This window comes from Kocuria sp. p3-SID1428 (assembly GCF_025149945.1).
Classification (GTDB): Bacteria; Actinomycetota; Actinomycetes; order Actinomycetales; family Micrococcaceae; genus Kocuria.
In genome coordinates, this window is sequence record NZ_JALXVH010000027.1 from 1 (window position 1) to 26209 (window position 26209).

19 protein-coding genes and 1 pseudogene are annotated in these 26209 nt (G+C 71.3%); 14 read left to right on the top strand and 6 right to left on the bottom strand.

The window, feature by feature from the left end; translation table 11 throughout:
* A partial coding sequence (locus tag M3E84_RS07405) for a lysozyme (protein WP_259895572.1) occupies positions 1–1181 on the bottom strand: 1181 nt, incomplete at its 3' end.
* A 325-nt stretch (positions 1182–1506) separates the two neighbouring features.
* Positions 1507–3216, bottom strand: coding sequence for a sugar transferase (locus M3E84_RS07410; RefSeq protein WP_259895573.1), 1710 nt, complete (start codon positions 3214–3216; stop codon positions 1507–1509).
* 624 nt (positions 3217–3840) lie between these two features.
* On the opposite strand from M3E84_RS07410, the gene M3E84_RS07415 reads away from it, so the two are divergent.
* From M3E84_RS07415 to sufU, 4 genes are all read left to right on the top strand, one after another.
* Entirely contained in the window at positions 3841–4503 is a 663-nt protein-coding gene (locus M3E84_RS07415; RefSeq protein ID WP_259895574.1) for a 50S ribosomal protein L25/general stress protein Ctc, read from the top strand.
* Positions 4504–4670: 167 nt separating this feature from the next.
* Positions 4671–5252 carry an aminoacyl-tRNA hydrolase gene (pth, locus tag M3E84_RS07420; RefSeq protein WP_259895596.1) on the top strand — a complete coding sequence of 194 codons (582 nt, stop codon included), beginning with the start codon at positions 4671–4673 and terminating at the stop codon, positions 5250–5252.
* A 94-nt stretch (positions 5253–5346) separates the two neighbouring features.
* Positions 5347–6681, top strand: a complete 1335-nt coding sequence (locus M3E84_RS07425; RefSeq protein ID WP_259895575.1) for a SufS family cysteine desulfurase — start codon at positions 5347–5349, stop codon at positions 6679–6681.
* Complete coding sequence (gene sufU / locus M3E84_RS07430) at positions 6678–7181, top strand: Fe-S cluster assembly sulfur transfer protein SufU (protein WP_259895576.1); 504 nt, start codon at positions 6678–6680, stop codon at positions 7179–7181. The genes M3E84_RS07425 and sufU overlap by 4 nt, the downstream gene beginning before the upstream one ends.
* Positions 7182–7279: 98 nt before the next feature.
* Here sufU and nhaA read toward each other — a convergent pair whose 3' ends face one another.
* Together nhaA and M3E84_RS07440 are read right to left on the bottom strand one after the other, a co-directional pair.
* Positions 7280–8575, bottom strand: a complete 1296-nt coding sequence (gene nhaA, locus M3E84_RS07435) for a Na+/H+ antiporter NhaA (protein ID WP_259895577.1) — start codon at positions 8573–8575, stop codon at positions 7280–7282.
* A gap of 190 nt (positions 8576–8765) precedes the next feature.
* Positions 8766–9263, bottom strand: coding sequence for a DUF2505 domain-containing protein (locus M3E84_RS07440; RefSeq protein ID WP_259895578.1), 498 nt, complete (start codon positions 9261–9263; stop codon positions 8766–8768).
* Positions 9264–9627: 364 nt separating this feature from the next.
* Between M3E84_RS07440 and M3E84_RS07445 the strand changes: the two genes are divergently transcribed.
* From M3E84_RS07445 to M3E84_RS07485, 10 genes and pseudogenes are all read left to right on the top strand, one after another.
* Positions 9628–10797 carry a glycosyltransferase family 4 protein gene (locus tag M3E84_RS07445; RefSeq protein ID WP_259895579.1) on the top strand — a complete coding sequence of 390 codons (1170 nt, stop codon included), beginning with the start codon at positions 9628–9630 and terminating at the stop codon, positions 10795–10797.
* 31 nt (positions 10798–10828) lie between these two features.
* Positions 10829–11131: pseudogene (locus tag M3E84_RS12500) on the top strand (4'-phosphopantetheinyl transferase superfamily protein); the annotation flags it as partial.
* Positions 11132–11584: 453 nt separating this feature from the next.
* Entirely contained in the window at positions 11585–11845 is a 261-nt protein-coding gene (locus M3E84_RS07450; RefSeq protein ID WP_259895580.1) for an acyl carrier protein, read from the top strand.
* Positions 11842–13047 carry an acyl-CoA dehydrogenase family protein gene (locus M3E84_RS07455; protein WP_259895581.1) on the top strand — a complete coding sequence of 402 codons (1206 nt, stop codon included), beginning with the start codon at positions 11842–11844 and terminating at the stop codon, positions 13045–13047. The genes M3E84_RS07450 and M3E84_RS07455 overlap by 4 nt, the downstream gene beginning before the upstream one ends.
* Positions 13044–14030 carry a hypothetical protein gene (locus M3E84_RS07460; protein ID WP_259895582.1) on the top strand — a complete coding sequence of 329 codons (987 nt, stop codon included), beginning with the start codon at positions 13044–13046 and terminating at the stop codon, positions 14028–14030. The genes M3E84_RS07455 and M3E84_RS07460 overlap by 4 nt, the downstream gene beginning before the upstream one ends.
* On the top strand, positions 14027–15040 hold the full coding sequence (locus M3E84_RS07465) for a DUF1839 family protein (RefSeq protein ID WP_259895583.1): 1014 nt from the start codon (positions 14027–14029) through the stop codon (positions 15038–15040). Before M3E84_RS07460 ends, M3E84_RS07465 begins: the two co-directional genes overlap by 4 nt.
* Positions 15037–17688, top strand: coding sequence for a hypothetical protein (locus M3E84_RS07470; RefSeq protein ID WP_259895584.1), 2652 nt, complete (start codon positions 15037–15039; stop codon positions 17686–17688). Before M3E84_RS07465 ends, M3E84_RS07470 begins: the two co-directional genes overlap by 4 nt.
* A gap of 105 nt (positions 17689–17793) precedes the next feature.
* Positions 17794–19647, top strand: coding sequence for a hypothetical protein (locus M3E84_RS07475; protein ID WP_259895585.1), 1854 nt, complete (start codon positions 17794–17796; stop codon positions 19645–19647).
* A gap of 110 nt (positions 19648–19757) precedes the next feature.
* Positions 19758–21608, top strand: a complete 1851-nt coding sequence (locus M3E84_RS07480) for a hypothetical protein (RefSeq protein ID WP_259895586.1) — start codon at positions 19758–19760, stop codon at positions 21606–21608.
* Between the two features lie 211 nt (positions 21609–21819).
* Complete coding sequence (locus M3E84_RS07485; RefSeq protein WP_259895587.1) at positions 21820–23592, top strand: lipopolysaccharide biosynthesis protein; 1773 nt, start codon at positions 21820–21822, stop codon at positions 23590–23592.
* A gap of 15 nt (positions 23593–23607) precedes the next feature.
* Here the strand turns inward: M3E84_RS07485 and M3E84_RS07490 are convergent, their stop codons facing one another.
* Both M3E84_RS07490 and M3E84_RS07495 read right to left on the bottom strand, forming a co-directional pair.
* A complete protein-coding gene (locus M3E84_RS07490; protein ID WP_259895588.1) occupies positions 23608–24693 on the bottom strand; it encodes a glycosyltransferase in 1086 nt (361 codons plus the stop codon).
* 55 nt (positions 24694–24748) lie between these two features.
* Positions 24749–26191 carry a hypothetical protein gene (locus tag M3E84_RS07495; protein WP_259895589.1) on the bottom strand — a complete coding sequence of 481 codons (1443 nt, stop codon included), beginning with the start codon at positions 26189–26191 and terminating at the stop codon, positions 24749–24751.
* Positions 26192–26209: the final 18 nt, after the last annotated feature.

Here is a 26209-nt window from a genome sequence, read left to right on the forward strand (position 1 = left end):
CTGATCTCGGTGGCGAACATGTTGCTGGCCGAGACATCGCGGAACGGACCGGGGGTCGTGGGCGTGGTGATCGGGGCTGCACCGCCGATGGGGCGGTAGTTCGGGTTGATGGCCAGATCGCGCAGCTTCGCCGCGTTGCCGCCGAACACGTTCGAATCCCCGGAGAAGGGCCCCGTCTCGGAGTACTGCCAGATGTCGTAGGTGCTCCAGCCGTTGGGCATCACGCCGGGCGAGCCGGTCCAGCGCGCGATCATCAGGGGGTGGTCCTTGAACCGGGAGGTGTTGCCGGTGCAGGTGGCCCACCAGTCGGTGGTCGAGTAGATCGCGGGCAGGCGGCCCGTGCGCTGCTCGTAGCGGTTCGAGAAGCTCTCGATCCAGTTGATCATCTGCGACTGGGTGAGGTCGTAGCAGATGTTGCCGTAGGCCGGGTACGGGTTGTACTCGATGTCCAGCAGGCCGGGCAGCGTGCGGCCGTCACCGGACCACCCGCCGCCGTTGTCCACGAAGTAGTCGGCCTGCGCCGCACCGGTCGAGGTCAGCGTCGGCACCGCGAAGTGATACGCGCCGCGGGTCATGCCGGACTGGTAGGAGCCGATGTACTGGCTGGAGAAGGTGGGCGAGGTGTAGGTGGTGCCCTCGGTGGCCTTGACGTAGGCGAAGCGGGCCCCCATGGCGTACTCCCGCGACCAGTTCACCGACGGCTGCCAGCCGGAGACGTCCATTCCCTGGATGCCGGCAGGCTGCCACGCGCTGCCCGCCACGCTCAGCGACATGGCGCCGATCGGGCCGGCCGCAGACGGTGCCGAGGCGCTGTCCTGCGGATCCGGGAGGCTGCCGCCCTCGATCTCCTCCATGGTCTGCTCGGAGTCCTCCGAGAGGTGCTTGGCCTCCTCCACGGTCTTCTGGAACTGGCCCATGGTGGCGCCCGGAGTGTCGTCTCCGGTGCTCGGAGCGGAGTCCGGCAGCTCGGGGGCGTCGTAGGAGGCCACGGCGTCGTCGTCGTAGGAGACGACATCGCCGTCGACCAGGGGCAGCTGGCCTGCCGGTGCGCCCGCATCCGTGGTGCCGGTGACGGGGGACTCCTCGGCGTGGGACGGGACTGCGGTGAGAAGGGACGTGACGGTCAGAGCCGTCATGGACAGTGCGGAGCAGGTCGCGGTGAGGCGGGGGGAGGGAGACACGCGGGGCCTAACTGTTCGGGGGATTCTGCGTCCGCGGCGCATCAGCCGACACGGACGCCCCAAAGCATAAGCGAATCTCCGGTTATTTATTAGGTCGTTATCAGCACTTTCTGCGGAATCACGAGACATTTGTGCATCGTGGCGTCGGCGCAGATCACGAACAGATCAATAACAGTTCGGGGGACAGGCCCTCGCCGCCGCGGCAGGCGGCTGGAGACCGCCGCGCGTGCGGGGCTGCGGCAGGTGCTGCCGGTGGATTCGGGCACGCTCGCGGAGGGCCGCTGATGTCGCCAAGATCACAGCGAGCCGGATGCGGTTCTGCGGCTCAGTAGGCGCCGTCGTGGGCGAACACGGCCTTCACGGTGCGCAGCAGGATCAGCAGGTCCTCGAGCACGGACCAGTTCTCGACGTAGTAGAGGTCCAGGCGCACTGCCTGATCCCAGTCCAGGTCCGAGCGTCCCGAGACCTGCCACAGGCCCGTGATGCCGGGCTTGACCCTTAGGCGGCGGTGGACGTACGACTCGTACTTGCTGACCTCGGAGTCCAGCGGGGGCCGGGGGCCCACGAGCGACATGTCACCGCGCAGGACGTTGAGGAACTGGGGCAGCTCATCGAGGCTGTAGCGCCGCAGCACCTTGCCGGGCCCGGTGACGCGGGGATCGTCCTTCATCTTGAACAGGACGTCGCCGCCGGACTCGTTCTCGGCCAGCAGCGCCGCCTTGCGCTCCTCGGCATCCGTGTACATGGACCGGAACTTCAGCATCTTGAAGTGCGAGCCGTCCAGGCCCACGCGCTGCTGACGGAAGAGGATCGGGCCGCGGTCGTGGGCCTTCACCGCCAGGGCGACCACCAGCATGATCGGCGAGAATGCGATGAGCGCGCCCAGCGCGCCCACGATGTCGACCAGGCGCTTGAGCATCCGCCGCGAGCGGGTCATGCGCGGGGTGGCCACGTGGATGAGGGGCAGGCCGGCGACCTGCTGCGTGTGGATGCGCGGACCCGCGATGTCCGTGAGCCCGGTGTTGAGCACGAGTCGCACGTGGGCATCGGCGAGATACCAGGAGAGGTGGCGGATCTCGGCCGAGGTCAGCGGTGAGCTGTTGGTCAGCACCAGGGTCTGGATGCGGTACTGGCGCACGGCCTCGAGGATGCCGGAGACCGAGGGGCTCTGGTCGGGGGCCAGAGCGTTGGGGATCTCGATCTCCTCGAGGCTCGAGGGCACCCCGGTGCGGCTGGTGGGGGCGTAGATCACCACCGGCTTCAGGCCGGATTCCACGTGCGCGCGCAGCGACCCGGCCGTCTCGAGGGCGCCGCGACGACGGCCCACGATCATGGTGGGCGCCATGGCCTCGCCTGCGCGCCGGCGGCGGATCAGCTGGGCGCGCAGCATCAGTCGGCCGAGGGTCAGCAGCGCCGCACCGGCCGGCAGGGCCACGAGCACGTAGCCGCGCGCCATGGGCAGCGCCAGGGCGTAGGAGACGATCGCCACGGCGCTGAAGACCATCAGGGTCGCGGTGAGGACCTGCCGGGACTCCTCCATGCCGCTGCCGATCAGGCGCACGGCGCGGGCGCCGCGCAGATCCAGCGCGCACCACCACAGCAGGCCGATGATCAGGCCCACCACGAGGTAGTGGATGCCGAACCGGCCGATGATCAGCTCGGCCTGGGCATCGGGAAGGCTGAAGCGGGCCACCTGGGCCAGCACGAGCGTGACCACGATGGCCAGGGCGTCCACGACCCGCATGCGGGTGACGTATCCGGTGCGCCACTGCTGCTCTGTGGCGGTCGGCAGCGGGCGGGACGGGGCGTCTGGGGTGGGGATGACGCGGATGGGGCCGGTGGTCGGCTCCCCGTCGCTGCCATCTGGCCGGCGGGGCAGAGGGGCAGGACTGTGGCGTGCAGGCCCCGTGTGCTCCGTGGTGGCCGCGGAGCCTGGGCCCGTGTCCTGCGACGGGTGCGTGCCGCGCTGCGCGCGCTGATCCCGGGCGGTCGTGCGGCGATCGGTCTGCGGCGATGTGCCGAGCGAGCTGCGCATGGATGATTCCTCCCCCTGGTGGAATGCGCCGAGGCGATCGCGTCGTGTCCCTGAATCGTCGCCGCGGCACTGCCGCGGGTGCGTCGTGCGGTGACGGCGCCGTCGATGAGGGCCACGCACTGCTAGGGGCGCCCCGATGCTTTCCTGCGATGCTGATGCGGGTCAGGGCCCGCGACCTGCTCGGAATCCGCCGTCCCCACGGCTGATCTCGAGCGGGATCGCGAGCATCCCATGGGCCCATCCTACGAGTCCGGAGCCCGATATGGGTGTTCTCTGCTGTGGTCTCTTGGTCGAGGCGTCGGGCGAACCGGCGGCAGCTCGACCCGCGTGACATGGGGCGATGTCCGCATTCCGGGGTCGTGCGCGCAGGCTGGTAGGCTGGGCGGGCTGCCGAGGCGAGGGGAGCGCGCGGGTGAGATCCCGCAGGCTCCCGTGATCGACGAGGCTGGTACCTGCTCTTCCCGCGCATCCGGAGCCCGAGGCTCGCGGATCCCGCGCACGGGATGATCCGATCGGATGCCCCGCATCCGAGTCCGGAAAGCCGTGGAGGCTGAAGGTCCCGGTCGCTCGCCGATCGGCACCGATGAACCACCACGAGAACCCGTTGCATCAGGAGGAGCCACCATGGCTGATACCACCAAGGTCCCCGGCGAGGTCCGCACCGACTTCGGCAAGGGCTACGCCCGCCGCATCCGCCAGGCCGACAAGATCCCCGCCGTCATCTACGGCGCCGGTCACGATCCCATCCACGTGTCCCTGCCGGGCCACGACATGATGCTGATCTCCCGCAATGCCAACGCCGTGATCGAGGTCCTGGCCGATGACGGCCAGAAGCACCTGGCCATGCTCAAGGACATCCAGCGCCACCCGATCCGCCCGGAGATCTACCACATCGATCTGCTGACGGTGAAGCGCGGCCAGAAGGTCGAGGTCGACCTGCCGATCAACGTCACCGGCGAGGTCGACCCCTCCGCGATCTACACGCAGGAGGAGACCGCGATCACCGTCATGGCCGACGCCCTGAACGTCCCGGAGCAGGTCGAGCTCGACATCGAGGGCCGCATGCCGGGCGAGCACGCGCTCGTGTCGGACATCGTGGTGCCGTCGGGCGTCGAGGTCCTCACCGACCCCGAGACCATGGTCATCAACGTCTCCGAGCCCATCGAGCAGGATCTCGGCGAGGAGTCGGAGGCCGAGGACGAGGAGACCGAGGGCGAGTCCGGCGAGGAGTCGGGCGAGTCCGAGGGCGGCGAGGCTTCCGCCGAGGAGTCCTCCGACTCCGAGTGATCCCCCTGTGCGCCCGGCTCCGGCCGACGGCGACCGGATCCCGATGGCACCCCGTCCGCGCGACGGGGTGCCATCGTCGTCCTGGCGCGCGAGCGGGCAGGATGGACCGAGCGCACGGTGTGCGCCACGGACACGACGACGACGAGCACTTCGAGGAGCAGCCCCGCATGACGACCGATCGCTGGATCGTGGTGGGACTGGGCAATCCCGGTCCCCAGTACGCGGCCACCCGCCACAACGTGGGCCAGATGGTGCTCGATGAGCTCGCAGGCCGCACCGGAGGCAGCTTCTCGGCGCATCGCTCGCGGGCTCAGGTGCTCGAGACCCGCCTGCGCCCCGGCGGCCCGCGTCTGGTGCTGGCCAAGCCAATGACCTACATGAACACCTCGGGTGGGCCGGTGAACGCGCTGCTGAAGTACTACGACGCCACCGCCGAGCAGCTGATCGTGGTCCACGACGAGCTCGACATCCCCTTCGACACCCTGCGCCTCAAGCGCGGCGGCGGCGAGGGCGGGCACAACGGCCTGCGCGACATCTCCAAGGCCGCGGGCACCAAGGACTACATCCGAGTGCGTGTTGGCGTGGGACGTCCCCCCGGGCGCATGGACACCGCTGACTACGTGCTGCGTCCCTTCAGCTCGGCCGAGGCCAAGGACCTGCCGCTGCACCTGGACCGGGCGGCCGATGCCGTCGAGCGGATCATCGACGACGGCCTCACCGCCGCCCAGAACTCCTTCCACAGCTCCTGAGGGCTCACGGGGCGTCGCATCTCTGGACTACCGTGGATGCGCCGTCCCGCACCCCGAGCGCCGGACGGGCCCGACGCGATGGAGGCATCTCGACATGGACACCCCGAACGGACCCCTCGACGACGCCGAGGCCCGGCGCCTGGCCGCCGACTTCCCGATCCTGCAGCGCGAGCTCGACGGCCGCAGGCTGGTCTACCTGGACTCCGGGGCCACCACCCAGCGCCCCGTCAGCGTGCTGGATGCCGAGCGCTCCTTCCTGGAGACGTCCTACGCCGCCGTGCACCGCGGCGCGCACACCCTGGCCGTCGAGGCCACGGATGCCTTCGAGGACGCCCGCCGCACCGTCGCCGGCTTCGTGGGCGGACAGGAGGAGGAGCTGGTCTGGACCTCGAACGCCACCGAGGGCCTGAACCTGCTCACCTACGCCTTCTCGAACGCGACCGCCGGCTCCAACGGTGCCACCGAGGCCTCGCGGCGCTTCCGCCTGGGTCCCGGCGACGAGATCGTGGTGACCGAGGCCGAGCACCACGCCAACCTGGTGCCGTGGCAGGAGCTGTGCGCCCGCACCGGAGCCGCACTGCGCTGGATCCCGGTCGATGACCGTGGTCTGCTCGAGCTCGATTCCCTGGACGAGATCGTGACCGAGCGGACCCGCGTGCTGGCCTTCGCCCACGTCTCCAACGTGACCGGCGCCGTCAACGACGTCCCCGCCCTGGTCGCTGCGGCTCGGCGAGCGGGGGCACTCGTGGTGCTCGACGCCTGCCAGTCCGTGCCGCACCTGCCGGTGGACTTCCACGGACTCGACGTCGACTTCGCCGTGTTCTCCGGGCACAAGATGCTCGGGCCCACGGGCATCGGCGCGCTGTGGGGCCGCCGCGAACTGCTCGAGGCGCTGCCCACCTTCCTGACCGGCGGGTCCATGATCACGCGGGTCACCATGGAGCACAGCGAGTACATGCCGGCGCCCACCCGGTTCGAGGCCGGCACCCAGCGGATTTCCCAGGCGGTCGCTCTGGCCGAGGCCGTGCGCTATCTCGAGGGCATCGGCATGTCACGGCTCGAGGCGCGCGAGGCCGAGCTGGGTCAGCGCCTGGCCGCCGGGGTCGGGCAGCTGCCCGGCGTGCGGCTCGTGGGCCCGCCCGCTGGGCAGCCCCGAGTCGGTCTGGCCTCCGTGGTGGTCGACGGCGTGCATTCCCACGACGTCGGCCAGCTGCTCGATGTCGCCGGGGTGGCCGTGCGTGTGGGGCATCACTGTGCCCAGCCGCTGCACCGGCGCCTGGGCACCACCGCGACCACGAGGGCCAGCGCCTACGTGCACACCACCACCGAGGACGTCGACCGGTTCCTCGAGGAGCTCGCGAAGGTGCGGGCCTACTTCCGGGTCGACGACGACACCACTGCAGCGAGCCACGAGAGGGGCAGGCCATGAGCGAGCTCGATCAGATGTACCAGGACATCATCCTGGATCACTCCAAGCGCCGGCTCGGCGAGGGGCTGGCGGCCGAGGTCCACGAGCGGCCCGGCGGCAGCGCCGTCACGGAGCCGGTCGGGCAGGAGAGCGCCGCAGGGGCGGATCACGAGTACAACCCCACCTGCGGCGATGAGATCCGGCTGCGCGTGGGCCTGCGGGGCGAGATCGTCGAGTCCGTGACCTGGGAGGGCGATGGCTGCTCGATCTCCATGGCTGCCGCCTCCGTGCTCTCCGAGATGGCACCGGGGGCGCCCCTGCAGCAGGTGCGCGAGCAGCTGGAGGCCTTCCGCGAGATGCTGCACTCGCGCGGGCGCGTGGAGCCGGACGTCGAGCTGCTGGGCGATGCCGCGGCCTTCGCCGGCGTCTCGCGCTTCGTGGCCCGCGTGAAGTGTGCGGCCCTGGGGTGGGTGGCCGCGCAGAAGGCGATCGAGCGGGCACTGGCCGAGCAGCAGGACTGAAGTCCCGGCTCCCGGCCCGGGGACCATCACGACGACGGCGCTGCACCTTCCCGCGGGAGGAGGTGCAGCGCCGTCGTCGTGGGGGAGGGCAGGCCCGATCAGTCCATGGTGTCGACCTCAGCGCCCTCGTCGCGCAGCTTCTTGTAGTGGCGGTTGCGGGCCAGGAGCAGCCCTCCGCCGCCCAGAGCCGCCACCGTGGAGCCGACCAGGATGCCGACCTTGGCGTGGTCGTTGTGCGGGGACCCCATGCCGAAGGACAGCTCGGCCACCAGCAGGGAGACCGTGAACCCGATGCCGGCCACCATGGCCAGGCCCACCATGTCGATCCACTGGTAGTCGCGATCCTTGCTGGCTGGGGTGAAGCGGTCCATGAGCCATGCGGAGCAGAACACGCCGATCGTCTTGCCGAACACCAGTCCCAGGACGATGCCGAGGGCCACCGTGTCGGTGGCCGCGGAGCGGATCCCCTCCGCTCCGCCGACCGCCACGCCGGCGGAGAAGAAGGCGAAGAGGGGCACGGCCAGGCCGTTGGACAGCGGGCGGTACCGGTGCTCCAGGGTCGGGGCCAGGCCCTGGGCCGGGTGCTCGTCGTTGATCACGTGGGGGTGGGTCTTCAGCACGGGGGTCGCGAAGCCCAGCAGGACGCCGGCGATCGTGGCGTGGATGCCGCTGTTGTACATCAGGATCCAGACCACGAAGCCCATGGGCAGCAGGATGACCCAGGCCGCCCAGGCCTGCGCCATGAAGAAGGAGGCGAAGCGGTGCGTGAGCACCCAGTACACGGCCAGCACGGCGAACGAGCCGAGCAGGGGCAGGATGCTGAAGCCGTGGTTGTAGAAGATCGCGATGATGACGATCGCGATGAGGTCATCGACCACGGCCAGCGTGAGCAGGAAGGTGCGCATGGCCACCGGCAGCGCCGAGCCCACGACCGCCAGCACCGAGACCGCGAAGGCGATGTCCGTGGCCGTGGGGATGGCCCAGCCCTGGATGGTCGAGGGATCCGAGCCCGCCGTCAGATTGAGCGCGGCGTAGATGATCGCCGGCACTGCGGCGCCGCCGAAGGCCGCCACGATCGGCACGGCGGCCTTGGCCGGATTGCGCAGCTCGCCGTCCACGAAGGAGGCCTTGAGCTCCAGGCCGGTCAGGAAGAAGAAGATCGCCAGGAGGCCGTCGGCGGCCCATTCGCCCACGGTGTGGGTCAGGCCCGGGACGGAGTGGACGCCGATCTCGGCATCGCGCAGGCCGAAGTAGAAGGACTCGGCGGGCGTGTTGGCCAGCACCAGGGCGGTCACCAGCGCCACGAGCAGCAGCACTCCGCCCACCAGGTCCTGGCGCAGGGCGTCTCCGAGACGGTGCAGAGGAGATCCGCTGGCTGACTGGGCGTGGGACATCGGGGACCTTCCGTACGGCATGGCATCGACCAGTGGGCGGCACCGGCGGCTGATCGGGCCAGTCTACGACCGCTGTGGTGTGCGTCGCGGGGTGAGGGCATCCGGCAGATGACGACGCCCCGGAAGCCCTGCCTCGAGGCGGGTTCCGGGGCGCGGTCGTCCGGTTCGGCCGTGATGGCCGCCGGGCGGGTCAGTGCGAGGCGATCCAGGCATCGGCCTCGCGCGACTGCAGGCTCAGGGCCTTGCCGACGTAGGGCTCGGCGGCCGAGGCGATCTTGCCGCCGACCAGCGGGATGTTGGCCTTGACGGTGACGTCGACGGCGACGTCGGTGGTCTCGCCCTTGGCGGTCACGGTCTGCGTGCCGGAGCCGGAGACGGGCATCCCGCCCACGGAGACCTCGGTCTGGATGTCGCGGGAGCCGTTGTCGCGGGGGCCGGACCAGGTGTCGACCTGGGTCACGGTGAGCCCGCCCTTGACGAACTTCCGTGCGATGTCCGGCAGCTTCTCGGCACCCATGCTGCGCACGATCGTGACCTTGAACGGACCCGAGGTGTCGCCTTCGACGTTCTGGGACACCAGGGTCGCGCCGCCGCGCTCGGCGACATGGCGGTTGAAGGCCTCATCGGTGAAGGTCTCGATGACCTTCTCGACGGGGGCGCTGATGGTCTGGCTGGCGTTGACGGCCACGGGGTTCCTCCTGCTGGGACGACGACGGGCGCTTGCTCGAGCACGCGGCAGCGGGTCCAGCGCGGAAGGCGACGGTCCGCTCGCGCGCTCGCGGTCACCGGCCATCCTACGGCGAGACCTGGGGCGATCTTGGACAGCGACCGGAGCCAATAGGTGAGGGGACACCCGGGCACGGCTGTGGGTCCAAGTGCAGTGCCTGCACCGCAGGCGCACGCATGTCGGCGCGTAGGATTTCTCGCTGAGGTTCCGCTCGGGGGAGCGGAGCTCGAACATCTTCAACCGGCGCCGGAGCGATCGAGGGGGACTCGATCAGCGGCGCCGGTCTGACGCCGGGTCGATCCGCCCGGCCGCTAGGGGGAACCGCATGGAGCACAGCTGTGCCATCGATGTCCTGCACGTCGTCGAGGCCTTCGGCGGCGGCGTGGCCGCGGCCGTGCGCGACTACGTCCGCGACCTGCCCGAGGCCCGCCATCACATCGTGTGCAGGCTGCGCCCCGAGGCCGATGCGCTCGGGGCGCAGTGGCGGGAGGACTTCGCCTCCGTCACCGCCATCACCGGCGGGCATCTGGGCGCTGTGCGCACCGTGCGCGAGACGATCCGCGAGCTGCGCCCGTCCGTCGTGCACTCGCACTCCAGCTACGCAGGCGCGTGGGCCCGCACGGCGGGCATCGGCCTCGACGGCTTCCGCTCCGTCTACACTCCGCACGCATGGGCGTTCGCCCGCCAGGACAAGTCCTCGCTCGAGCGAGGCGCGTTCCGAGTCGTCGAGCGCGCGCTGCTGCGCCGCACGGATGTCCTGGCGGGGTGCTCGCGGGCCGAGCTGGCGCCGGCGCGAGCCTGGCGCTCGGACGTCGAGCTGGTCCATGTGCCGAACATCGCCGACGTCGAGACGCTGTCGGCCCCTGCCCTGCGCAGGGAGCCGGCCGATCTGCGCGGACTGCTGATCGTGGGCTCCGGCCGTCTGGCCGCGCAGAAGGACCCCGCGTGGTTCCGCGCTGCGGTGGAGGCCGTGCGCGCCGAGGGCCATGCCGTGCGCGCGATGTGGGTCGGCGGCGGCGACCAGCAGATGCAGGCGCAGCTGGAGTCGGCCGGCATCGAGGTCACCGGGTGGATACCCCCTGCTCAGGTGGAGCGCCACCTGGCAGAGGCGGATCTGTACCTGCACACGGCGGCCTGGGAGGGCTTCCCCATCACCGTCCTGGAGGCGGCGCGCCTGGGTCGGCCCATCGTCGTGCGCTCGATCCAGGCCTTCCACGAGGTGTCGCTGCCCGTTGTGCTCGATCGGCCCGCGGATCTCGCCAAGCGCTGGGAGCGGATCGCTGAGCACGCCACTCGCGAGCAGATGGTCTCTCAGCAGGACCGGGCACTGCGCGAGAACTGCGCCGGTGTCCAGCACGACAGGCTCGCCCATGCCTACGGGCTCGAGGTCCGGCCATGGGGCGTGGGCGGATGCGGCGCTCCGGCGCGGCAGAGCGCGACGCCCGAGACCGAGGGCTCCGCGGAGCTGGCAGGATATGCCGGTCCGAGCCGCTGATCCGCAGCTGGGCTGATCGAAGGAGCCCGCCATGTCTGCTGCGCCGCAGGCCTCCCGCCGCGTCGTCGCGGTGGGCTGCGACATCCAGGCCCACGGGCCGGTGGCGGAGGCGATCGAAGCCTTCGGCCCGGCCTACCTCCGTCGTGTGCTCCACCCCCAGGAGAGGGTCGGCCTAGATGCGCCGGCGGAGGGGGCCGCACCCGATCCGGAGCTCACGGCGCGTGTGGCCCGTTTGGTGGCGCTCAAGGAAACTGTCATGAAATGTCTGGACCTCAGCGCCTCAGATCCGATTTCATGGACGGACATACGATGTGCACCGATCCGACGGCGATCCTCCGCCGAGGGGGCCGGATCCGAGGAGCAGACCGCTCATCAGGTGCAGCTGCATGGATCGGCCGCTCTCATGGCGCGGCGACGGGGGATCCGCAGCTTCCTGGCAGTGGCCTCGACCACCGTGCCCGCTGCGCGCACCGCGCAGACGGGGGAGACGGTGGTCCTGTCCGCGACGGCGAGAGCCGTCGCGCTGTCGGGACGGTCACCTGAGGGGAGGATCGAGGCGGGGACGGCTCCGGGGACGCTGGATGCGTCCCGGAGGCCGGGGGTCCCGGGGGATGCCGCGAAGTGCCGCTCAGCGGTCCGCGGCATGCCGGCCGGGACTCAGCACAGGGGAACGGGGAATCCGCACGGCGATGTTCTGCCGGTGGAGGGGCTGCGGGTAGCAGCCGCAACCGCTCCCGCACAACTGGGGGACCTCTCAGGTCCCCCCGAAGAATCGGGGAGAAGCAGAATGAGCAGCACCGAAGAGATCATCGCCGAGGTCCGTCAGGTCGTCGCCCAGCACGGGCATCTGGCCCAGGACGCGGGTTCGCTGGCGGAATCCGACAGCCTCTATGCGGCGGGAATGACCTCGCACGCATCCGTCAATGTGATGCTCGGGGTGGAGGACGCCTTCGATCTCGAGTTCCCGGAGCAGATGCTGACCAAGGAGACCTTCGAGAGCCTGGAGTCCATCGCCGCCGCGGTGCGCACCCTCGAGGAGCAGCAGTGAGCGCCCCGACGCGCGAGAACCGCAGCGGCTCCGGCGAGGACATGGAGCGCAGGGACTGGTCCGAGCGGATCGACGCCGTGGTCGCGGCCGCAGCGGCCGCCGCTTCCGATGTCGATGCTCAGGGGCGCTTCCCCCAGGAGATGCTGGACGCCGCGCGCGAGCAGCTGATCCTGGGCGCTCACGTGCCGGCCGTGCACGGCGGCCTGGGTCGTTCGATCACGGAGATCTGCCGGCTGGTGGAGGCCTTGGGCGCGGTCTGCGCCTCCTCGGCCGCTGTGATCGCCATGCACTTCAGCCAGGAGCTGTGCCTGACCCGCCACGTCGACCTCGAGGAGGACACCGCGCTGTCGAGCTTCACCTGCGCAGTGGCCGCTGAGCAGCTGCTGCTGGCCTCCTCGACGACAGAGAAGAACATCGGCGGCGACACCCGCACGTCGTCGTGCGCGGTCGTGGCCCACGACGACGGCAGCGTCACCGTGGCAAAGTCGGCTCCCGTGATCTCCTACGGGCGCTTCGCCGACGCGATCCTGGTGACGGCGCGCCGTGATCCGGAGGCACCGGCCTCCGAGCAGTCACTGGTGGTCGTGCCGCGCGAGCACCTGAGTCTGGAGCGCACCAGCGAGTGGGACGCCCTGGGCCTGCGCGGCACCATGTCCGAGGGCTTCGAGCTGGAGGGCACCGTGTCGGCAGACATGGTGCTGCCGGTCGACTTCGCGACCATCTCCGCACAGACCATGCTTCCGGCATCGCACACGCTGTGGGCGTCGTCCTGGCTGGGCCTGGCCACCGGAGCCGGTGCCGTGGCTCGGCGCTTCATCCAGAAGAAGGCCCGCTCGAACCCCGGGACCACGCCTCCGGGAGCCCTGCGACTGGCCGAGCTCGAGCTGCGGATCCAGTCGATGACCGACACCGTGCGCAGCTCGATCGCCCGCTTCGAGGAGGCCGCCCACGATCCCGAGCTGGCCACGTCCATGCACTTCGCGATCGCCATGAACACGCTCAAGGTCTCGACCTCCGAGTCCGTGCGCGCGATCGTCTCCGAGGCCATGGTCATCGTGGGCATCGCCTCGTACTCGAACACCGGCCCGTTCTCGCTCGCGCGCTCGCTGCGCGATGCCATGGGGCCGTCGCTGCAGGTCAACAACGACCGCATCCTGAACAGCAGCGCCTCGCTGCTGACCGTCTCCAAGGGGCGGGCATGAGCGGCGGGGCGCAGGCCGGGATGCCGCAGACTCCCGCCGAGGAGATGTCCCAGGAGCAGCGCTTCGAGGCCGAGCTGCTCCAGGCCGGGTGGCTGCTGCCCACGCTGGGACAGGGGATCACGGGCACCGGGGCGGTCATGGAGGCCGTCGTGCAGGGCCTGATCCTGGCCGCGCGCGAGCGAGCCGTGGCCCTGCCCCGCCCCGGTCGGCTCGAAGCCCTCCGCTTCCCGCCGGTCAATGCCCGCAGCCTGCTCGAGCGCACGGACTACGTGGCCAGCTTCCCGCAGCTGCTGGGGACGATCGACACCTTCGAGGGCGACACGAAGGCCCACCGGCGGCTGCTGGCCGACCGCGAGGCGGGCCAGCCGTGGGACGGACACATGTCGACCAGCGGCTATGCGCTGGTGCCCGCGGCCTGTCACCCGCTCTACGGCGCCCTGCAGCTGGGGGCGAGCCGCGGCGAGGTCGACGGCACGGTCTACTCGCTGATCGGCGACTGCTTCCGCAACGAGCCGTCGCCGGACCCCATGCGCTTCGTCTCCTTCCGCATGCTCGAGTTCGTGCTCGTGGGCACCCCGGAGCAGGCGCTGGCCCACCGCCAGGCCATGCTCGAGCTCGGCTCGGGGCTGCTGCGCGATCTGGGACTGGATGTCGAGATCGAGTCCGCGAACGACCCGTTCTTCGGCCGTGCCGGCGTCATGCTCGCCAAGGGGCAGCTGCAGGCCGAGCTGAAGTTCGAGATCACGGCACCGGTCTACGGCACCCATCGCACGGCGATCGCCTCCGGCAACTACCACGAGGATCACTTCGGCGCCGAGTTCGACCTGCACGGCGCCGACGGCTCGGTGGCGCACTCCGCGTGCTTCGGTTTCGGCCTGGAGCGCGTGGCGCTTGCGCTGGCCCGGGTCCACGGCACCGAGCTGAGGGCCTGGCCCGAGCAGGTGCGGGCCCTTCTCGGCCTGCCGACGGGGGAGACCGGATGACCGCGACGACCTCCGCCGCCGGACTCGGGGTCGCAGCGCTGAGCCCTGAGGGCTTCATCCAGCACCCGCTGCACCGGGACGAGTCCGTCTGGTCGAACACGAACTGCTACCTGGACGTGTGGATCGAGCTGCTGCACGGACTCGGCCACGCCCCGGAGCCGCTGTTCGCGGCGGCGGTCGCGGCCACGGCCCAGGCCACGCAGTTCGAGTTCCTCAAGGTGGATCACCGCGACCTCGAGGAGGTCACCGGGATCCGGGTGGGCGAGCACGACATCTGGCTGGGGCTGCAGGAGCAGGTCATGCTGCAGCTGGGCCTGGGCAACCCCATGCTGATCGAGGCCGATGCGTTCTGGCTGCCCGACACCCGCGGCGTGTCCTACGGGCAGGAGCACACCAAGACCTCGATCGTTGTGCTGCATGCCGATCCGGAGGCGAGCGAGCTCGTCTACCTGCACAATGAAGGGCTGCACCGGCTCGACGGCGCGGATTTCGACCACGTGCTGGGGGCCGGGCGCAGCCAGGGGATCGTGCCCTCGCCCTACACGGAGCTGATCTCCCTGGCCGGCCTGCGCGATCCGCAGGAGGTCGACTCGGCGGCGCAGACCAGGCGCCTGCTGCGGCTGCATGCGGCCAGGGCACCAAAGTCGAACCCGGTCGCCGAGCTGATGGACATCCTGCGCTCGCGCTTCGCCTGGCTGGCGGAGAACGGGATGGACGGCTATCACGCGCTGTGCTTCGAGACCACGCGACAGCTCGGCGTGGTCGCCATGCTGGCCGCCGCCGCGTGCCGCCACGCCGAGGTCCCGGAGCTGGAACCGGCGGCCCAGGCGTGGAGCGCCGTCTCGGAGGAGGCCAAGGGCATGCAGTTCCAGCTGGCCCGGCTGGCTCGCGGCCGCCGCTCCTCGGCACTTGCCGCCACCATGGACTCCGCTGTCCAGCACTGGGGGCAGGCGGCTGAGGCGCTGGCCGCCTGGGCCGCTGACGGCGGCGGGCCCGAGCCCGCGTCATGAGCCCCGATCCTCTCGGAGGAGCTCCGGGCGCCGTCGCCCTGGACGGGCTGAGCTGGTCCCTGCACGGGACCGATCCCGGTGCGATCGGATGGGCGGGTCCGTGGGAGCAGGCCGAGGCTCCGGTGCTGCGAGAGGGGGAGCGCTCGGTCCTGAAGGCCCGGCTCGAGGAGCTGTCGCAGCTGAGCCTTCCCGCCTCCGTGCCCGGAACGCTCGCCGCTGCCCTGCGCGATGCGGGGCGCGAGCCCGTGACGCAGCCGGATGACCGCGACTGGTGGTGGCGGGCAGATCTCGAGCTGCCCGCGGACGAGCCGGAGTGGCAGTGGGAGCTGCGCCTGCGCGGGGTGGCGACCGTCTCCGAGGTCTGGTGGGACGGCCGGCGCGTCGTCGTCTCGGCAAGCGGCCTGGATGACGTGGTGGTGCGGCTGAGCGCAGCTCCCGGCCGCCATGAGCTGGCGATCGTGTGCCGGGCTCTGTCCCTGCTGCCGGTGCCGCGCCGGCCCCGGGGGCGGTGGCGCTCGAGCCTGGTGGCGGATCAGTCCCTGCGCTGGCGCCGCACACCGCTGATCGGGCGGATCCCGTGGGCCGGCACCGCCCCGGTCATCGGGCCATGGGGTCAGGCCTCTCTTCTGCCGGTCCCGGAGCACGGGATCGAGCTGACGGGCGTGCGCACCGAGCTCGACCGGGACCTGAGGCGAGCGGAGGTGATCGTCGGGTACCGCGCCGAGCGCGCGGGGCATCTGGAGCTGAGCTGCGCGGAGGCCGCCACAGCAGCGGAGGTCCCCGCCGGTGAGGGCCAGCTGCGTCTCGAGGTCCGCGACCCGGCCCTGTGGTGGCCCGCGACCCACGGCGAGCCCGCTCTGCACGAGCTGACGGTGCGCGCCGGATCCGAGCCTGCCCGGCTGCAGCCGCTGACCCGTCGCAGCGTCGGCTTCCGCCGACTCGAGGCGCGCACCGACGACGGCGGCTTCCGGCTGGTCGTCAACGGCCGCCCGGTCTTCGCTCGCGGCGCCGTCTGGGCGCCCGTGGACCCGTTGAGCCTGGCCGGCAGCGCACGGGAGATCGAGCGCACTGTGCGAGCCATGGCCGCTGCCGGCGCCAACATCCTGCGGATCTCCGGCACCGGAGCCTGGGAGTCCCCGGCCTTCTACGGGGCCTGCGACCGCCTCGGGGTCATGGTCTGGCAGGACGCCATGCTGGCCACCCTCGACCCGCCGGAGGACCCCGAGTGGCTGGGGCTGCTGGAGGCCGAGCTGCGGACCTGGCTGCCGCGTCTGGGGGCGCACCCGAGCCTGGCGGTGGTCTCCGGTGGCAACGAGGTCCTGCAGCAGCCCGTGCTGTGGGGCCGCAGCCCGCAGGAGATGGCCATGACCGCGATCGATGAGCTGATCCCCGCTCTGTGCGCCCAGCTCATCCCGCAGGCCGTGCACGTGCCCACGAGCCCCTGCGGCGGACGGCCGCCCACCCGCCCCGATGAGGGGATCTCCCACTGGTTCGGTGTGGGCGCCTACCGCCGGCCGTTGACGGATGCCCGTCTCAGCGGCGTGCGCTTCGCGGCCGAGGCACTGGCCTTCGGCTGCCCGCCGCGCCCTGAGGCGATCGAGGCGGACTTCGGCTCCGCGACGGCCGATCACGACGAGACCGCCCGCGCGGCCTGGTCTGCTGCGGCAGCCAGGGATCCGGGAGCTGGCTGGGACTTCGAGGACATCGCCGCGCACTACGCCAAGCGCTGGATCGCCCCCGGGATCGAGGCCGACCGCGGTGCGACCGGGGCCGTCGCCGATCATCCCGGCGACGGCGAGTGGGGTGGGCTCGAGCGCGACGAGCAGCTGCGTCTGGAGCGCGCGGCCTCGGCACGGGCCGTGGAGCGCACGCTGGTCGATCTGCGCCGCCCGGGGTCGCGCTGCGACGGCGTGATCATCCTCGCGGCCCGGGACCTGGTGCCGGGGGCCGGCTGGGGGCTGCTCGACTCCGAGGGCCTGCCCAAGGCCACCTGGTACGCCATGCGCCGCGCCTGCGCCCCGGTCGCGGTGCTGCTCACCGACGAGGGGCTGGCCGGACTGCACGCGCACGTGGTGTGCGATCGACCCCTTCAGCTCCGTGGCCGGCTGCGCTTGCGCGTGTGGACACGACAGGGGGTGCTCAGCCACGAGGCGCATCCCGAGGTCTCGATCGATGGCCCCGGGTCCGTCACATTCGTCGTGGAGGACGAGCTCGGCGGCTTCCTGGACCTCGATCGGAACTGGGGCTTCGGTGCCAGGCAGTGGGAGGCGCTGGCGGTGGAACTGCAGGTCACGTCTGATTCCGATCCCGTCGGGACGGATGCGGTCCTCGAGACTGTCCGCCTCCTGGGGGGCGCGAGCCGCGACGTCCTGGCTGACCTGCGGACAGCGCCGGAACTCGGCAGACAGGACGATGACTCGTCATATGAGCTTCGTCCCGCGAAGCCCGGCTATCGTGACGGGAACGGGCTGTCGAGCCTGCGCTCGGACATCTCGGCGGCGGCCGTGGGGGTGCCCTGCGCAGAAGGACTCGTCCCTCAGGACGAGGGCTTCGACCTCCCGCCCGGCGGGCGCCGGGACATCGAGCTGGTCGAGGCCGGCAGCTGGCCGCCCGTCGTCGTGCCTGGTCGCACGGCGTCTGGTGACTGAAGCGGCAGGGGAGCCGCTGTCCTCACTTCCGGGGCTGGAAGGGGAATGGGCCGGTCCGGGCGGGAGAACGCCGCGGCCGGGTCGGTCGAGAGATTTGGGGGAGAGATGATCGAAGGTCAGCCCACATGGGCGGGAACAGGCCGTGAGGCCGTGCTCACGTGGATCCATACGCCCGAGGACGGCACGAGCCGAGGCATCGTGGTGCTCGCGGCCCCGGCCGGGCGCGAGCAGGCGCTGTCCATGCTGGCCGTGCGTCGCCTGGCGATCCTGCTCGCACGGCACGGCTACACCGCCGTGCGCTTCTTCTGGCGCGGCACCTCCGATTCGCAGCCGCTGTGGGGCGATCCCGACCTGGTCGGCCGATGGCAGGACGACGTCCGCACGGTCGTCGAGCATGTCCGCCAGTTGTGCGCGCTGCCGGAGGCGCCGCTGCACGGCATCGGCTACCGCGTGGGCGCCGCCGTGCTCGCCGCGATGCGCGAGGAGTTCGAGACGCTCGTGGCCTGGGAGCCCGTCTCCGGCGGCGCCATGGTGCGGCAGTGGGCGCGGCTGCGCACCGCCATCGCCGCCGCCACCCCGCAGCGCGACGGCGAGGTCGATCTGATGGGCCTGGTCCTCACCTCTGCTCAGGCAGACAGTCTCGCAGCGCTGCCCGCTCCGTCCGGGCCGAGCGTGGTCGAGATCAAGGAGAAGGACCGCAGGCGGGCCAAGGCCATGTACGGCGTCGAGCCGTTCGACACCCGGCTGCACGATGATGTCTTCGCCCGGATCATGGACGCGCTTCCCGACAGCGCTGCGCAGCAAGGAGCGTTTCCTCATGCCGCAGCGCTGCAGAACGAGTGGATGGACGGAGGCGGTGTGCGGCTCCACGAGCGCATCGTGCACGTGGGTCCGGAGCCTCGTACGGGCATCGTCACCTGGGCCGAGGGCAGTCTCAGCTCTCACCCCTCCGATGCCGCTCGCGGGCGCAGGAGCCCGGCCGTCCCCTCGCAGGTGCAGGACGACATGCGCGCCGAGGACCTGCGGTGGTCGGCTCCGGGGCTGATCGTCTCCGGCGGAGGTCCCGACGGCCGAGCCGGGGGCGGAGAATGGCCCCAGACGGCACGAGAGCTGGCCGCCGACGGTCTCGTGGTCCTGCGCTGCGACCGCCCGCTCGTGGCGGACTCCACGCCGGTGGATGACGTGCGCGCCTCGAATCCGTACACGCTGCGCTCGGCCATCGGGATGCAGGACATGATCGACTGGCTGCGGGGGCACGGCTGCCCGCAGGTCCATGCCGGGCTGCACTGCGCCTCGGCCTGGGCCGCCTGTCTGGGGGAGCTGCACGGACATCCCGTGAGCGCTGAGTCGATGGTGCTGATCGGGCACGCCGAGTGGAAGATGGACCCCGAGTGGTGGGCGGGATTCCGCGAGGTGTACGACGCCGATGCGCCTCCCGCCGAGCGGGCCCAGGCCCGCAGCGCCTACCTGGGGCTGAACGAGGACGAGCCCTCGAGCCCTTCCGCCGAGCCCGAGGCGCAGACCCCATGCCCGCTGCGGGCCCTGGTCGGCATCGCCGCGCGTCGACTCCGAGACCGCGATCTGCGCGGGCTCAGGGCCGAGGTACGCCCCGAGATCGTGCGCTGGATGCGCTTCGAGATGCCTTATCCGCTGTGGCTGCGGCTGAACCGCTCGGGGCGCATCAGCGGACCCGAATCCGTTCTGGAGCCCATGTCCGCGCGCCAGCCCGTGGTCGTGGTCAACGGCCCCGAGGACCTCGAGCGCTGGGAGCAGACCCGCGCCGATCGAGCGGTCGCGCAGCTGGCGCGTCGGGGGCGGGCCATCCGCGAGGTGCGCCTGCCGCACATGGACCACTCCCTGCTCACCAGCTGCGCTCGTCGCCAGCTCACCGAGGTGCTGCGTGAGAGCCTTCCCATCGCGGAGGCGGCGGTGTCCGGAGGGGCGGTGCGTGCTTCATGACTCTGCCCAGGGGCATGTCGAGCCGGGCCGGCCAGAGGCAGGAGACTGACAGCCGATCGGCAGACACGGGCGGCCGTGACGCGACGCGCCTCGAGCAGACCTGGATCCCCGTGTCCTCCGTTGCCTCGGCCCCTGCGGCTGCGTCCGGGCCGTCTCTGCCCGATCAGACCGGTGCTGTCGTCGAGGGCCCCGCGGCAGCCGCCGCCATGGAGGGCCCCGCCGACGCCGAGGCCTGCGGGGCTGTGCTGATCGTCGCCCCGGTGGGACGCGAGCAGGCCGTGAGCACCGCCGGGCTCGTCGTGCTCAGCTCGCAGCTGGCGGCCCGGGGACTGCTGGTGATGCGGCTGAGCCTGCGCGGTTCCGGAGACTCCCATGACCTTGACGGCGACGACGTCCGTGCGGCCTGGACGGCCGACGTGCGCAGTGCGCTGCGCGATCTGCGCCGCCGGGCGCCACAGCTTCCTCTGCACGCCGTCGGCCTGCGCCTCGGGGCCGCGGTGCTTCTCGATGCCTGTGCAGAGGATCTCCCTGCGGAGGTTCCCGAGCTGCGGACGGCCGTGCTCTGGGAGCCGCTGGGCGGTCGAGCCCAGCTGCGCCGCGATGTGGCTCTGCGCCGGGTCAGCGTGCCGCGCGAGCCGGTGAGCGACGGCGTCGAGGTGACGGGGGGCCTGTGGAGCGCGGGCCAGGCCGCCAGCCTGCGCACGATCCCGGATCCTGTGCGCACGCCGCTGCCCTCTGCGGACTGGAGCCTGCGCGTGGAGGAGGACCGCGCGGCCGCCGAGATGCTGTGGGGCGTGGGCTCGGAGTTCGCGCGGGTGCCGCGTGCGGCGATCGGCGAGATCGTCGACCAGCTCGCCGAAGCCGCAGGTCGTCCACCGGCCAGGTGCCGGGTGGATCTCGAGCCGCTGTCGGCGGCTGTCGTGCCGAGGGCGCATAACGCAGACAGCTCGGTGCGCGTGCTCGAGCGATTCGTGCGGGTCGCTGACGGCCGGCCCGCGGTGCTGAGCACGGCGCTGCCGGAGGCTGCGCAGACTTCGGCGCAGCAGAGGGATCTCGACTCCGACCACGCCCAGGCGCCGGTCGCGGCTGCCTCGACGGCGGTGCAGTTCATCGCGGCCTCCGCTGAGCCTGCCGACGGGCCAACTGGTCTGTGGGCGAGCACTGCGCGCGATCTGGCGGGTGCCGGGCTCACCGTCCTGCGCGCCGAGCGTCCCGGGTCCGGCGTGCTGACGGACCCGCGCCTGGAGACCAGCCCGATGCCCTATGACCAGGACGTCATCCGGGCCGTTCGCTCGGACGCGCACTGGCTGCATGAGACGACCGGCCTGCCGGTGACGGCCGTGGGGCTGTGCGTGGGCTCCTGGCTGGCGCTGCGCGCCGCGGACTCCTCGGTGACTGAGCGGGTGATCGCGGTGAACAATGTGGCCTGGCGTCCGGGCACCGGCTACTACGAGCTCATCTACTCCGAGCGCGGAAGCTGGGAGGGAGCCCCACGCAGCTTCACCGAGGCCCTGGCTCGCGATGCTCGGACCGAGGCGGCCTCGCCGTCGGCGGCGGTGCGAGTGCAGCGCGCGGCCAAGAGCCGCCTGAGCGGCCTGCGCGATGTCGTCGAAAGGCGGGCGCCGGGGCCGGTGCGGCACCTGCTGGCCATGCTCGGGCTCAGCGGGTCGGTCTCGAGCATGCTCACCCTGCCCGGCGGGGTGCGTGAGATCGATCTCCTCCTGGGCGCGGAGGACATGGCCGAGTTCCACGACAACCGCGGTGACTGGGGGCTTCGCATGGCGCGCAGGCTCGGACGCCGCGTGCGGGTGCACGATGTCCCCTCACTGGACCACGCCCTGCTTGCAGCCGCCGGGCGTCGGGAGGTGCGTACCATGCTCCGGGACATGCTCGCACCGAAGGACCGCGATGGGGATCGCGGCCGTGCGACGGCATCGGGGGATGCCCAGGGCACTTCCTGAGGGAGAGCGGCCGGACAGCAGCCTGCGACGCCCCGCCCGCCGCGCCAGCGCGCATCGGGCCCCGTCCGAGGATGTGGCCGCCTGCGCTTTCCGCACCGTCCGCTCCGGCGGCAGGGCCTTCGGGGGACCCTGCCGCGATCGAAGGAGCACCGTCTCGCCCCGCGCACGTGAGGACCGTATGGTCCGCATCCCGTCCAGGAGGACCGTCCGCATGGCCAAGCACCGACTCGAGGGCCCCGTCTCAGGACCCCTGCGCCGTCGGCGACGCGCTGCCCGCGCGCAGGGCAGCGCGGAGGCATCCTCCGCATCGATCGAGGAGGCCATAGACCCGGAGGAGCAGGACCCGCTGGTGCCGCTCGGGGGCGGGGTCAGCGGCGCGGACGATGCCGAGGAGCACGTCGCTGACGGCAGTGGAGCCGCCGGGCACCCCGATCCCGAGGGCGCCGACGACGTCGACGACACCTCGGCGGACACGGGCTCCGAGCGGCTGGGACAGAACATCCTGTGGAACTACCTGTCCGGGTTCACCTCGATCTTCGGGCTCCTGCTGCTCTATCCGCTGGCCGTGAGCATCGTGGGGGCCCCGTCCTACGGGCTGTGGGTCCTGGCCATCGGGGCCATCCAGATGCTCACCATGACCGACTTCGGACTCGGCTCCGGCATCGTGCGCACACTGACCGGCATCGCCGAAGGTCCCAGCGCGCCGTATGAGCGCCGTCGCTTCGTCACCGCGGCCGTGCTGGTCTTCGTGCTGCTGGGCGCGGTGCTCACTGCCGGCTATCTGGCCGGCTTCCCCCTCTACCTCCGCGCTGTGGACGTATCGCCGCAGGACCAGCACGCCATCATTCCCATGACGGTCCTGGCCGGCTGCACGCTGTTCGTCTCGATGGTCGGACGAGGGCTCAACTCGGTGCTGTGGGGACTCAACCGCCCGGATATCGAGCGCAAGGCAGCCGTGGTGTCGATCATCCTGCGAGCGCTGGGCTATCTGGCGGTGCTGTTCACGGATGCGGGGCTGCTGGGCATCGTGGTCGTCGAGTGCGCCTCGCTCATGCTGCCGCCGATCGTGTGCCTCTGGGCCGTGTGGCGCCGCTTCCGGGCACCGGTGCTCGACCGAGGGCTCTGGGCCGATCACGGCGCTCCGCTGCTGCGGCTGTCCTCCGTCATGTCCATCGGCTCCCTGGCGCTGCTGGGCGTCTATCAGCTGCCGCTGTTCATCGTCGGCCCCACGCTCGGCCTGGCCGCCGCCACCGCCTTCGGCGCCCTGATGCGCGTCTATCAGAGCTGCCGCCTCATCGTCTCCTGGATCGCCATGCCCTACGGCTACCCCCTGCGCGTCACCGAGGGGCAGAGGGCCTCCACGGTGCTCAAGAGCTGCACGACCCTCACTCTCGGCATCGGCATGCTCATGGGTGTGGCGCTGCTGACGATCCCCACCGAGCTGATGACGGCCTGGATGGGCGACGACTTCGCCTTCGCCGCCATGGGCCTGGCCACCCTGACGATCGGCCTGATCGCGGAGGCGCTCAACCAGCCGGCCAGCCTGGTCATGACGCTGCGCGGCTCAGCGCTTCGAGCCTCGCTGATCAACCTGGCGATCCTGGTGCTGACCCTGCCCGCGGTGTGGTTCGCCACGAGGACCGGGGACATCGAATGGGTCATCCTGGGCACGGTCGCCCCGTCCCTGCTGCTCAGCGGCTTCCAGCTGCGGGGAGCGGACCGGGACCTTCCGTACCGGGTGGACCGCCAGGACGCGAAGCGCTGGTCCGGGATGCTGGCCGGCGTGATCGCCTACGGGGGCGTGGCGCTGCTGATCGCCCACTTCCTCCCCACCTGGCCCACGATCCTGCTGGTCGGTGCGGGTCTGGCCGTGATGGCCGTGCGCATGATGCGCACAGTGCGTCACGACGGCGAGCTCGTGGCCGAGGCGGCGCAGAGCGCGGAGCCGGCCTCCGAGGACTCCCACGCTGCAGCCGCCGGATAGGCCCCGGGCTCGGGCTCAGCCGGCGGAGCCGATCAGATCGCGGTAGATCGTCTGGTAGCGGGCGGCCGAGCGGTCGATGTCGAAGCGGCTGCCGCACAGCTGCCAGGCCGCGCGCCGCAGCTGCTCGCGCTGCTGCGGGGTCCGCTCGAGCATCCAGCAGATGCTCTCGGCCAGGGCCCGGGGATCGCGCGGCGGGCATACCAGGTGCTCGTCCACGGCCAGGAACGCGGCGTCGCCTGCCGTCGTGGTGACGACGGGCAGCCCCTCGCTCAGCGCCTCGATCCCGGCCATGGGCAGCGCCTCGTTGTAGCTGGCGAAGACCAGGGCAGCCGCCTCTCGCAGCTGGGCGCGCACATCCGAGATCGTGCCGGCGAACTCCACCACGCCGTCCAGGCCGAGCTCGCCGCGCCAGCCGCTGAGCTGGTCGTTCGACTCGTCCACGCCGTTGCCGGCGCAGCGCAGCCTCGCCTCGGGGTGGCGCTCGTGCACCAGGGCCATGGCCTCGAGCAGATTGCGATGGTCCTTGGGCGGGGCGAAGCGCGCCAGATGCAGCAGCTGCTGGCCTCCCGGATCGGGAGCCGGCTGCGTCGTCGTGGTGGTGCCGTTGACGATCACCGGCATGGACTGGGCCGGGAAGGTGTAGCCGAACTCGGCGGCGATGTTCCGCGCCGAAGGTGCGCAGGCGACCATGGAGTCCATGCGGAAGGCCGCTTTGGCGGCAGCGCTCCAGGCCAGGCGGGCCGTCGCGGAGGAGGAGGCGTCCTCGCTGGCGTGCTGCGTGGACAGCCGCGGACGCCCATGCGGCGTCATGGCGTTGACCAGATCGGACTGATGCAGGTGGGAGTGCACCACGTCGATCCGCAGGCGCCGGACCATCCGCAGCAGGTGGGCCGTGGCACGCACCGGGAGGACCTCGCGCTTGGACATCCTCACGTACTCGACGGTGGAGGCGGCGTCCTCGAGCCTGTCGCTGAGCCCGCCCCGGCCCAGCAGCACCAGGATGTGGACCTCGTCCTCCGGGGCGCGACGTCGGGCCAGGGCCTCAATGAGCGTCTGGGCTCCGCCGGTGTCGGCGTCGTTGACCACGTGCAGAATGCGCATTCTCGTGCCTGTCCTCGTGCGTGTCTAGGTGGACCGGAGTCCCCTGCGCGGCGGGTCAGCGCCCCCAGGGGAGCTCTGCCGCGCTGTCACTGTCCGGGTTGGTCGCCGCGGCTGCAGGCCGGAAGGAGGCGTCCCCGTCGATCTGTGCCTGTCGGCGGTCGAACTGCGCCTCGATCTCGGCCGTCGAGCGGATCCGGCGGTGCTCGGGCACAGGGGCCTCGGGCCACCTGCGGGTCAGCTCCAGGCCCAGCGCCGCGCCGGCTCCTCCCCACAGCCAGAAGGCGTTGTCGTAGCTGATGGTGGCTCCTGCGATCACGACCCAGGTGAGCAGATGCAGCACGCCGATCAGCGGAGGCACCCGACCCCCGGAGCGCACGATGAGAAGCGCCATGCATGCCACCACCGTGCCGCCGACCAGCATCCCGTTCTCGGCGATGATCCGCCCGAGCACCGAGAAGATGTCCACGATCGGGTTGTAGTGCTGGAAGGTCTCGATGGGCATCCGCCCGCTGACGAACTCCTCGTTCACCCTGCCTCGGCCCAGACCGCCCCAGAAGGCGACGGGGTCCTCGAGCAGCCGCTTCACGACCGCCAGGATCGAGCTGCCGCGATCTGCCCAGGACCAGTTGAAGCTCTCCGAGCGCTCCTGCAGCACGCTCACGGCCACGAGCGCCGCACCCAGCGCTGCGGCGGGGACGCCCAGGAGGGCCAGCCACGCCTGCCGCATAGCCACCGGCAGGATGATCGCCATGGCCACCGCGGCCACGACCACGATCGCCGAGCCGGACCCCGACACCGCGGCCGCCCAGACGGCCAGAGCCACGGCGGCCCAGTCCCGCCAGTCGGGGACCACTGCGTAGTGGCGCATCAGCACGATCAGCACCATGGCCATCAGCGTCACGGTGCCCACCATGAACGACGTCTCCGGAAAGAAGCCGAACGGGCGGCGGATGTAGGTCAGGAACGTCTCGCGGAAGGGCAGGAGGTTGGCGTATCCGGGGAGGGTGTAGAGCCACGGCAGCGGCACGACGTTCAGGATGTCGATGAAGATGTGCTTCTGGATCACCGCGTAGCCGGCGGAGCCGATCAGCGTCCAGGACAGCCATGCGATCGCGCGCCGGCGCAGGAAGATCACGGCAGCGGCGGCCCCTGGAAGCGCCAGGGTCGCTGCCACCCAGGTGATCGTGGGGATCAGCTGCAGGGGCTGCGGGGTGAGGAACAGGCGGATGAACGCCGAGAAGAACGGCACGGCTGCCAGCAGCACCGCGATCACGAGCAGCGGCAGGTAGCGCATGGCCCGCAGCACCAGGATCCCGGCGACCACCGAGGACATGGGGATGTTGGTGTCTCCGCCGACTGCGATCCCTGCGTAGGGGAAGGCGGAGAGCACGATGAGCAGCCCGGACAGCGCTCGATCCAGACGCGTCCCCGTCTCGGGGAGCCGGCCCTCGGGCAGGGCTGTGTGGCGAGCCGGTCGCAGCGTGGAGATCTCCGTCATGCTTCCTGCTCCTTCCTT